Origin of the sequence: Persephonella marina EX-H1 (genome assembly GCF_000021565.1) — a bacterium.
GTDB classification, from domain to species: domain Bacteria; phylum Aquificota; class Aquificia; order Aquificales; family Hydrogenothermaceae; genus Persephonella; species Persephonella marina.
In genome coordinates, this window is record NC_012440.1 from 991,647 (window position 1) to 1,002,692 (window position 11,046).

The window sequence follows — 11,046 nt, forward strand, 5'->3', positions numbered from 1 at the left end:
AGAGGAAGTAAAGTCTTATTAAAATCCTCCGGTGATGTTTGCTTTACTGATACTTTTAAGAATATTATTGATATCAACGGTACCGTTATTATCACCCATAATAACAACGATGTTTATAGGTATATTAACAGCAGAATCTACAACATTTATAGGTATAAAAGCGTTCTGCTGTGCATTTCCTGAAAGCATTAATGAACTGTCAAGGTTCATCTGTAAACCACCTTCTATCTGTATGTCTCCTATACTCATGCTGTAAAGGTTTCCCCCTATCGTCCCTGTGAATATTGGGTTGCTGAACAACTGGCTGTTTAGTACAAGACCCTGGGCATATATACTGTCAAGTTCCGCGTCACTAACTTTTTTAAGTTCGTAAGCTGAGGCTGAACCTAAGATCAATCCTGCCATTACAAGTGTTAGTAACTTTCTCATCTCTATTTCCTCCTTTATTCAGATAGAAAAAGGAGGGAAAAATCCCTCCTCATCCTTTTACCACATAAGGGGTGGGTATGTGTAATTCTCAGCATTGATAGCTGTAGCTTCAACTCCACCTGTTGCAGTATTGCTAAAGTTAACAGCTGTGGCTGTGTTCTTCTGAACTATAGAACTTCCTGATACTGTTCCTGCATGGAGAACGTTCACTCCTATATTAGCAGCAGAGTTCGCTGAGTTTAGAAGTACAAGTGTCTGTAGATTTGCCTGTGCGTTTCCATTAAGCTGTACAGAGTTCATGTTGTTGTTCTGCTCTCCATCAATAGCTGTACAGTTACAGTTGTATATGTACTGTTTCTGCTTGTTAAGATTTCCTGCAAATGCATACATATCTCCTGTAGCTGTGTTCATATGGTTGTATGCTTCCTGTTTGTTTTCCTGAGTTATATCTGTACCTGTTATATCACCTGTTGTCATCATGTTTACTGCTATGTTTGTTGCAGAGTTTGCTATGTTGCTGATTATAATGCCCGCTGCCTCACTTTGCGCACCGTCATTGAGTTGTACGGAGTTGTTGTTATTATTCTGTACACCATCTTCAGCTATATTTCCGTGTATGTTCTCTATCATCTGTCCTGCTTCTGGCTCTTCTGTTCTGTAAAACTCATCGTCAGTAAATTCACCGTTAAGTGCTAATGCATATTCACCTGTTGCTTCGTTGTTGAAGTTTTTAGCTACCTGATTGTTGAACTGTTCTATTAAGGATCCTGTTATATTTCCATAGAGAGCTGGATCTGGTTCTCCAATAGGAACGTTAACATCTCCAGTTGATAGTAGATTTAAAGCTGTATTTGATGCAGATAGTGAGATATTTTCCATAATAGCTGTTTTCGTATTTGACTGGGCATTTCCAGTAAGCTGAACTGAGTTGTTATTGTTGTTCTGGTTTTCTATGTAAGCAAGACTTTCTGGATCGTCAACTGTGAAGTTTCTTATAACCTGTGTTTCCTTGTTTGTATTCTCAGATATAGCTTCAAAACCATCAGTTGTATTAATGTGATTTAGAGCCTCCTGCTCATTAGTCTGGAATACGCTGTCGTAACTATCTGTTATATTTCCGGTTTTAAGTCCATTAATCGCTGAGTTTGTAGCTGAATTAGCTATATTTGATATCAACAGAGCTTTTGCATATCTTTCGGCTTCATCGTTAAGCTGAACTGAGTTGTTGTTGTTATTCATATTAATGATATCTGTAAACTCATTCATATTGTTTATATCCTGAGTAGCACCATCTTCATGATTTCCTGCGTATGGAGAATAGGCATTATCTGCTGTGTTGTTGAAGTTTTTGGCTACCTGATGGTTTTTCTGAGTAATCTCGGAATTGACTATATCTCCTACTCCCATAATATTCAGACCTATGTTATTAGCTGAGAGAGAAGAATCTGATATAACTCCTGCTTTGGCTTTATACTGAGAATTGCCGTTTAACTGTACTGAGTTGTTATTATTATTCTGGTTGTTAATCTTAAGGTGTTGGCTCGCCCTTCTGTTATATGTTTCAACAACCTGTCTTTCTTTATTGTAGTTCTCAGCTATTGCGGTTTCACCTTTTGTACTAAGTGTGGCTGTGTTATTGTGGTTTGAAGCCATCTGATCATTGTACTGTTCTATATAACCTGTAAAACCACCAGAATCTGATGGAGGTATTTTAACAGTCAACAGATCACTTCCAGAAAGAACATTCACTCCTGTATTTTGTGCAGAGTTTGCTAAATTTTCTACAATAAGGCCCTTCACTCTTCTCTGAGCATTGTTGTTAAGCTGAACTGAGTTGTTGTTGTTGTTCTGTTTTCCTATTTTTACGGCCATATTTATAACTTTCTGAGCCTCATCTGTTTCTGTATTTCCTGCATAGGCGTATATAGGGCTTTCTGCAATATTATCAAAGTTGAACGCTTTCTGGTTATTTGACTGCTTTATTTTAGAATCGACAACTTCAGTTATACCTAACAGATTGACACCTTTGTTAACAGCAGATGCAGCCGCATTCTCTATTATCACACCTTTTGCACTTCTTTGAGCTCTGTTGTTAAGCTGAACTGAGTTGTTGTTGTTGTTCTGTTTTCTGATTTTAGCAAAACCATTGTAGTTACCTTTATGAGATGCGTTGTCAACAAGCTGTCCCTGCTTGTTTTCGTTCTCAGCTATTGCATCAGCAACATATAACTTAAGATCTTCTACACCTCTAACTTTTGCTACATTTAGATGGTTCTCAGCTTTCTGTTCGTTCGTCTGTGAAAGGGAAGAGTTTTTCATTCCATCAGGAAGATATACCGCATTCACTCCATTATTAGCAGCTGATTTAGCTATATTTTTGAGCGTGACATAACTTGCTTTTTTCTCAGCCTGATTACTAAGCTGTACAGAGTTGTTGTTGTTATTCTGTTTTACTATTTTTACTTTTTTGTTTAATCTTGTTTCAGGATGGGAAAGTGCGAGTCCAGCATTGCTTACAATCTGTGTTTTTGATCCTTTTTCAATTTCTGAATTATGAGCCAAGGCTGTACCCATATCAACTTCTGCTGTATTTTTAAAGTTGTAAGCCTCCTGTTTGTTATACTGTAATCCTTCTGTGTCGCTCACACTACCAGCATAGAATAAGTTTTCACCTGCATTAACAGCTGATGCCGCTGCATTGATCAATACCTTTCCTGATGCCTCAGACTGACCAGCTCCAGTTATCTGTACTGAGTTGTTGTTATTATTCTGGCTTTTTATTTTTAATTTATAACTAACTTCAACTCCTGTTCCTACACGCTGACTTTCTTTATTAATATTTGCTGCCTCAGCGCTTTTGTGAATTCCGTCTCTTGATGGGTCTGCAAAGTTAACATGATTTTTAGCTGTCTGCTCATTTGTCTGTTCGAAATAGTTAGAAAAGGTCTTAACCTGCTCTTCTCCATTATCCTGATTTCCATTGTCCTGATTTCCGTTACCTCCGTTCAATGAATCATAAAGATAGTTAGCTGTTGAGTTAACAGCTGAGTTAGCTAAAACAGCTCCGTATCCTGTTATAGCCCCTGACATAGCTCCATCATTCACCTGTACTGAATCCAGGTTGTTGTTCTGTGAATTGATAGGACCGTGATTATCAAATGTAGCGTTGTGGTTTTCAACGATCTGCAGTCCCTGAGCTGAAACCTCTTCCAGCTCGTCTTCCGATAGTGCCTCTGGCTGTGCGAACCCCTGTGTTGAGACCGCAACAGCTAGTAACGCTGCCATCAGTAATTTTTTCTTCTGTCTCATGGCTAAATCCTCCTTCAAACTTTAAAATCTTGTTAACCTGATGAAAAGCAAAACAAATGCCAATTGTAAGGTTTTGAAAAAATTAGAAAAATTTTTTGAGGTTTTGTAGATGTGTAATATTTTTTTACATTTTGATTGGTGATATCCTTTCAAACATAGAAAAAATCTAATCTTGAGTTTTTGTAAAAAGTTTTTACAACTGTAAACAGTTTTTACACTAATTTTTTAATGCCTGAATATCATGTAGAAAAGGAACAGAGAGCTTTGTTAAAACTCTCCGTTTATATTAGATCTGTTTATACTTTTAAGAATATTATTGATATCTACAGTACCGTTATTATCACCCATAATAACAACGATGTTTATAGGTATGTTAACTGCAGAATCTACAACATTTATAGGTATAAAAGCGTTCTGCTGTGCATTTCCTGAAAGCATTAATGAACTGTCAAGGTTCATCTGTAAACCACCTTCTATCTGTATATCTCCTATACTCATGTTGTAAAGGTTTCCCCCTATCGTCCCTGTGAATATTGGGTTGCTGAACATCTGTCCATTCAGCACAAAACCCTGAGCGTATATATCTTCCAGTTCTGTGTCATCAACTTTTTTAAGTTCGTAAGCTGAGGCTGAACCTAAGATCAATCCTGCCATTACAAGTGTTAGTAACTTTCTCATCTCTATTTCCTCCTGACGATGTCGCCACAGACCTGATATATAATCCTCTTTGTTCCGATAAACTGCCACATCACCTTAATATTTATGTATCCGTCAGCTTTTTTCTCATATGCATCTTTAGCCTGCTTCAGACTCCTCATAAGAACCTCATTCAGTATGTTAGGAAGTGTTTTATCTGTCTTTGGAATCTTTTTTAAATATTTAAAAGGGGGAACGGATCCCCCTCTAGATTACCAAGGTAGATATCTTATTAGTCCGTAGTTTTCAGCATTTATTGCTCTTGCTTCTACTTTAGAGTTGGCAGTATTGCTGAAGTTAACAGCTGTTGCTGTGTTCTGCTGAACTATAGAACTTCCTGATACTGTTCCTGCATGGAGAACATTTACCCCAACGTTAGCAGCAGAGTTCGCTGAGTTTAGAAGTACAAGTGTCTGTAGATTTGCCTGTGCTGCATCATTAAGCTGTACTGAGTTCATGTTGTTGTTCTGCTCTCCATCAACCGCTGTACAGTTACAGTTGTATATGTACTGTTTCTGTTTGTTAAGATTTCCTGCAAACGCATACATATCTCCTGTAGCCATATTCATATGGTTGTATGCTTCCTGTGTATTTTCCTGAGTTATATATGTGTCTGTTATATCACCTGTTGTCATCATGTTTACTGCTATGTTTGTTGCAGAGTTTGCTATATTGCTGACTATTATACTTGCAGCATCTCTCTGTGCATTGTCATTTAGCTGTACTGAGTTGTTGTTATTGTTCTGTTCAGCACCAACTGGTATATTTCCATGTATATTCTCTATCATCTGTCCCGCTTCAGGCTCTTCAGTTCTGTAAAACACACCATCAGTAGATTCCCTATTAACTGCTAATGCATTGTCGTCTCCTGTTGCAGAATTAGTAAAGTTGATTGCCATCTGTTTATTGGACTGTAAGATAGAGCTTAATGTTACATTTCCATACTTTTCAGGGTTTGGTTCTTTTATTGGAACATTTACATCACCTGTAGAAAGGAGATTTAAAGCTGTGTTAGAAGCTGAAAGTGAGACATTTTCCATTATTCCTGTGACTGTTTCTCTCTGTGCATTGTTGTTAAGCTGGACTGAGTTGTTGTTGTTGTCCTGATCTTCTATGTATGCAAGACTTCTTGGATCATCAACTGTGAAGTTCCTGATAACCTGTGTCTCTTTGTTCCAGTTTTCAGCTCTAGCCCCTTTACCTGATGCAGAATTCATATGATTTACTGCTGTTTGAGTATTTACTTGATGCACTGTTGTTATAATATTCTCACCATCCTCAACTTCTGTACCGGTTATAGCTCCTGTTTGCATGCCGTTAATAGCAGTGTTTTTAGCTGAGTTTGCAACATTTTCTATAACGAAAGCATTGGCATATCTCTGAGCATTATTGTTGAGCTGTACAGAGTTGTTATTGTTGTCCTGAGATATTATGTCTGTAAACTCGTTGTTGTTGTCTATATCCTGTGTTGCTCCTTCTTCCATGTTTACTGCAGAGCCTACTATACCACCATCTGCAGTGTTATTAAAGTTTTCTGCATACTGTATATTAAATTGGTTTACATTTGAATCTACTATGTCTCCAACGGCCATAATATTCATACCTATGTTTGATCCTGACATGGAAGTATTTGATAAGACTCCAGCTTTTGCTTTATACTGAGCCTGGTTATTAAGCTGAACTGAGTTATTGTTGTTGTCCTGATCAGCTATTGTAAGAAGGACAGGTTCCTTATCTTCATCTATATATCTATTATTGTTTTCAATAACCTGTCTTTCTTTATTGACATTTTCAGCATAAGCTCCGATAAACATTCCTTCATCTGTAGTTGAATAAGCCTTATTACGATGGTTAACTGCAGTCTGTGAGTTCAGCTGATGCAGACCGCCATTAAAGTTTCCTGATCTTTTCAGATCATAGGTAATAATATCACCACCAGAAAGTACATTAATGCCTACATTTTCAGCTGAGTTAGCCACATTGTTTATCATCAGACCTGTAGCTTCTCTCTGGGCTGTATCATTGATCTGAACAGAGTTATTGTTGTTTTCCTGTTTTTCTACATCGGCGAGTTCGTTGATTATGTACTGAGCTTCATCTGTTTCATAATTACCTGCTGCAGCAGTATCAACTCCATCAGCATAATTATTAAAGTTTGCAGCATTCTGTATATTTGACTGATCAATACTGGAGCTTGAAACTTCTGCTGTACCTACCAGGTTTATACCTTTGTTAACAGCAGATGTTGCTGCGTTTTCAATTATCATAGCCTTTGCTTCTCTCTGAGCCTGATTGTTAAGCTGGACGGAGTTGTTATTGTTGTCCTGATCTAATATTACTGCAGTTCCTGCAAAACCATCTTCAACAGTAGAAGCATTATCTATTAGCTGGCTTTGTTTATTATCATTAAATGCAAAAGCATCTCCGTATAAGGATTCTTCTGTGAGTGTAGCAGTGTTGTTATGATTGCCTGCGGTCTGATTGTTCATCTGTGAAATATATGAGTTGCTCAGACCATCAGCAATGTAAACCGCATTCAGACCGTTATTAGCGGCTGATTTGGCGATATTTTTAATAGTAACGTAACTTGCTTTTCTCTGGGCGTTCTCATTAAGCTGGACTGAGTTATTGTTGTTATCCTGATCAGCTATTGTTATTTTTTTATTTATAAGTGTTTCTGGATGGGAAAGTGCGAGTCCTGCATTACTTACAATCTGAGTTTTTGGTCCTTTTTCATACTCACCGTTATAAGCACGTGCTTCTCCATTGGTTCCTATAGCTTCATTTTTAAAGTTATAGGCCCATTGTGAATTTATCTGTGATCCCTCTGTGTCGCTCACACTACCAGCGTAGAAGAAGTTTTCACCTGCATTAACAGCTGATGCCGCTGCGTTGATTAGGACCATTCCTGATGCTTCTCTCTGAGCACTCTCATTAAGCTGAACTGAGTTGTTGTTATTGTCCTGATTTCTAATTAAAAGATCGTAACCTTCCTCAACTCCTGTCCCTATACGCTGACTTTCCTTGTTTATATTCGCCGCTTCAGCGTATTTCTCTTTCACCTCGTCATCAGGGGTTCCCTGTGGATCAGCTTTGTTTACATGGTTTTTAGCTGTCTGGTCATTTGTCTGTTCAAAGTAGTTGCTGAAGCTTTTATCTTCTGGAACTTCCTCTGGTGGTGTTAATGTGTCGTAAAGATAGTTAGCTGTTGAGTTAACAGCTGAGTTAGCTAAAACAGCTCCGTATCCTGTTATAGCCCCTGACATAGCTCCATCATTCACCTGTACTGAATCCAGTTTGTTGTTCTGTGAATTGATAGGACCGTGTTCTTCGAATGTAGCATTGTGGTTTTCAACGATCTGCAGCCCCTGAGCTGAAACTTCTTCCAGCTCATCCTCCGATAGTGCCTCTGGCTGTGCAAACCCCTGTGTTGAGACCGCAACAGCCAGTAATGCTGCCATCAGTAATTTTTTCTTCTGTCTCATGACTATACCCTCCTGTTTTAGAATATTACTTGGTAAAGCAAGAATGATGCCTAATGTGAAAGTCATTGAAAAATAAGAGAAAAAACTAAAAAGAGGGGTTCCTTCTTATAATAAAAATATAAATTTTTGAATACTGATCTCTCTACTGCCTATTATTACTATTTCAAACCAATGTAAATCTTTTTTACAGTGTAATTTTTTTTTACAGATTCTTTCTCAGTTTTGGATCAAGAGCATCTCTGAGTGCGTCACCAAGGAGATTGAAAGCAAGGATGGTTATAAAGATAGCGATTCCCGGAGCAAGAATCCATGGATACGATGATATGGCTGATATACTCCTTGCTGAGGAAAGCATATTTCCCCAGCTTGCGTAAGGTTCCTGGATACCAAGACCAAGAAGTGATAAAGCACTTTCACCAAGTATATATCCGGGAATAGATAATGTTGCGGCTATCAGTAGATATGAGAATGTATTTGGGATTATATGTCTGAGTATTATTCTAAGCGAAGATGCACCATAGGACTTAGCAGCTAAAACAAACTCCTGCTCCCTTATTGATAGGACCATACCTCTTATAACCCTTGCAAGACCTGCCCATCCAATGAACGAGAGTATAACTACTATAAGGAAGTAAACCTGAACAGATGAGAGTGTTATGGGAAATACAGCTCTTAAGGCGAGCATAAGATAAAATCCGGGGAATGACATAACTATCTCAGATATTCTCATCAGGATGTTATCTATTCTTCCACCAAAATACCCTGATATACCTCCTACAACCGCCCCGATTGTAAATGAGAGCAAAACACCCACAAGACCTATTGAAAGTGAGACCCTTCCCCCATAGAGCAGCCTTGAAAATATATCCCTACCAAGATGATCAGCTCCAAGTAAGAATATCTTTCCACCTTCTTCCACACCAAAAAGATGTTTTTTCGTCGGTATAAAACCTAAAAGATAATGTTTTTCACCATCAACAAAAAATCTTATATGGTATTTTTTTTCATAATTTATCCTGTATTTTTTGAAAACTGGATCAACAAGATCATAACCATAAACAAATGGCCTGAGATGAAAATTTCCTTCCTTATCAAAAAAATGTATCTGTGTAGGAGGGTGGTAAGGTGTATCTCTATGCTGTATATCGTAAGGATAGGGAGCTATGAAATCTGCGAAAATGGCTAAAAAATAAAGTATCCCAAGTATGTATAAAGACAGATAGGCAAGCCTGTTTTTCTTTATATAATATAAAAGCTCTCCCATCTTACTTTAGAACCCCTTCTATCTCTCTCTGTCTTACCCTTGGATCAACCTTTGCAAGAAGTATGTCAGCTATAAGGTTTCCAATAATAAGCATAATCGCCCCTATGTAAAGTCCACCCATAACAAGATAAAGATCCTGTGAAAGAACAGCATCCAGCATCAGCATTCCCATTCCAGGCCAGTTGACTATTATCTCAACAAGTGCAGCACCTGAGAGAAGTGATGCTATCTCAAAGCCTAAAAGGGTTATAAAAGGGTTTAGCGCATTTCTCAATGCATGTTTAAAGATAACATCCCTTTCAGGCAGTCCCTTTGCCCTTGCAAACATGACATATTCCGACTGCATTGCCTCGATCATAGCACTTCTGACAAGTCTTACAAGTCCGGCAAGAGACCCTATTCCAAGAACAAAAGCTGGGAGTGATACATGCCACAATCTATCCAGGATCTTTCCCCATAAACTCATCTGATCGTAGTCAGGTGATGTTGCCCCTCCAGTTGGAAATATTCCTGTTTTAACAGCAACAAACAGCATCAAAAAGGCGAGAAAAAAGTTTGGGATTGACATAAAAGTAAAGGAGAAAAGCTGTATAAACTTATCTATCCATCTATTTGGGTTAAGTGCAGCCCATATTCCAAGTGGAACTGCAAGAATCCACGCAAGGAGTCCTGAGGTTATTGAGAGGAAAAGAGTATTCCCGATCCTTTCCTTAATAAGCTCAAGAACAGGTACGTGATAGCTAAAAGAGTAACCTAAATCAAACTTCAGAGCATTTATTAACCATTTAAAGTACTGGACAAGTAAAGGTTGATCAAGTCCATAAGCTCTCTCAAGCTCCTTTAATGTTTCCTTTGATATCTGGGGATTCATCTTTAGCTGATCAAGATAACTGCCGGGAGCCATCTGGATTATAAGAAATGATATAAACGTAATACCTATAACAAGAGGGATCATCTGGATCAGTCTTTTAATGATATATTGAAACATTAAATCAATATCCTCAAAGTGTGTATCTTTATTTTCTAAGATTTTATACTATATAAAGGTGATAATAAAGGGTTTAATCTAAACGGAGGTTTAAATGGAAAAGAAATGGAGAACAGCTATAAGCTGGCATTTTGACCATGAGGCTTATGTGAGAGGTTATAAGCTTGCTGATCTGATCGGGACATTATCTTTTACTGAAGCTATATTTCTCGTTCTGAAGGGAGAGCTTCCCTCAGAAAGGGAAAAAAGGGTTCTGGATTCTATATTTGTATCACTTGTTGAGCATTCAATAGCTCCACCATCTGTTATAGCTGCGAGGGCTGTTGCAAGTGGTGGGAACTCCTTACATGTTGGTGTAGGTGCTGGAATTCTTGCATTTGGTGAGGCACACGGAGGAGCTCTTGAAGGGGCTATGAGATTTCTTCAGGAGAATGCTGAGAAAGATCCCGAAACTGTCGTAAATGAGTTTTTCAAAGAGGGAAAAAGAATACCGGGATACGGTCACAGGTATTACAAAAAGTACGATCCAAGATCATTAAAAATTATGGAGATAGCAGAAAGAGAAGGTTTTTACGGGAAGTACTGTGAGTTTGCAGGTAAAGTTGAGAAGATTATAGAGAAGATAAAGGGCAAAAAACTTGTTTTGAATGTTGATGGTGCTATAGCCGCTGTTGTTTCTGAGATGGGTTTTGACTGGAGGTTAGGAAAAGGATTTTTCATAATCGGGAGAACTGCAGGACTTGTTGCCCACGTTTATGAGGAATTAACAATGGAAAAACCTTTTTCAAAAAGGCTTGATGAGGAGAAGGAAGTTGAATATCTTGGATTAAGTCCAAGGGAGCTTCCTGAAAGGTTTAGAAAGAGGGATTAAAGAT

The 11,046-nt window shown here is 38.1% G+C and carries 8 protein-coding genes; 1 reads left to right on the forward strand and 7 read right to left on the reverse strand.

All coding sequences use genetic code 11. The features are described from left to right. Window positions 1-18: 18 nt before the first annotated feature. The 7 genes from PERMA_RS05140 to PERMA_RS05170 form a co-directional block, all read right to left on the reverse strand. Window positions 19-429 (reverse strand): hypothetical protein, encoded by a 411-nt coding sequence (locus PERMA_RS05140; RefSeq protein ID WP_012676838.1) that lies wholly within the window; start codon window positions 427-429, stop codon window positions 19-21. A gap of 57 nt (window positions 430-486) precedes the next feature. Next, entirely contained in the window at window positions 487-3,738 is a 3,252-nt protein-coding gene (locus PERMA_RS05145) for a hypothetical protein (RefSeq protein WP_012675900.1), read from the reverse strand. A gap of 267 nt (window positions 3,739-4,005) precedes the next feature. Next, window positions 4,006-4,416 (reverse strand): hypothetical protein, encoded by a 411-nt coding sequence (locus PERMA_RS05150; RefSeq protein ID WP_012676541.1) that lies wholly within the window; start codon window positions 4,414-4,416, stop codon window positions 4,006-4,008. Window positions 4,417-4,418: 2 nt separating this feature from the next. Next, a complete protein-coding gene (locus PERMA_RS05155; protein WP_012675567.1) occupies window positions 4,419-4,556 on the reverse strand; it encodes a hypothetical protein in 138 nt (45 codons plus the stop codon). 90 nt (window positions 4,557-4,646) lie between these two features. Beyond that, window positions 4,647-7,919: a hypothetical protein gene (locus PERMA_RS05160; protein WP_012676926.1), complete on the reverse strand. Its 3,273-nt coding sequence runs from the start codon at window positions 7,917-7,919 to the stop codon at window positions 4,647-4,649. Between the two features lie 202 nt (window positions 7,920-8,121). Next, window positions 8,122-9,183 carry an ABC transporter permease gene (locus PERMA_RS05165; RefSeq protein WP_012675230.1) on the reverse strand — a complete coding sequence of 354 codons (1,062 nt, stop codon included), beginning with the start codon at window positions 9,181-9,183 and terminating at the stop codon, window positions 8,122-8,124. 1 nt (window position 9,184) lies between these two features. Beyond that, complete coding sequence (locus tag PERMA_RS05170) at window positions 9,185-10,171, reverse strand: ABC transporter permease (RefSeq protein WP_012676599.1); 987 nt, start codon at window positions 10,169-10,171, stop codon at window positions 9,185-9,187. 94 nt (window positions 10,172-10,265) lie between these two features. Between PERMA_RS05170 and PERMA_RS05175 the strand changes: the two genes are divergently transcribed. After that, on the forward strand, window positions 10,266-11,042 hold the full coding sequence (locus tag PERMA_RS05175; RefSeq protein WP_012676936.1) for a citryl-CoA lyase: 777 nt from the start codon (window positions 10,266-10,268) through the stop codon (window positions 11,040-11,042). Window positions 11,043-11,046: the final 4 nt, after the last annotated feature.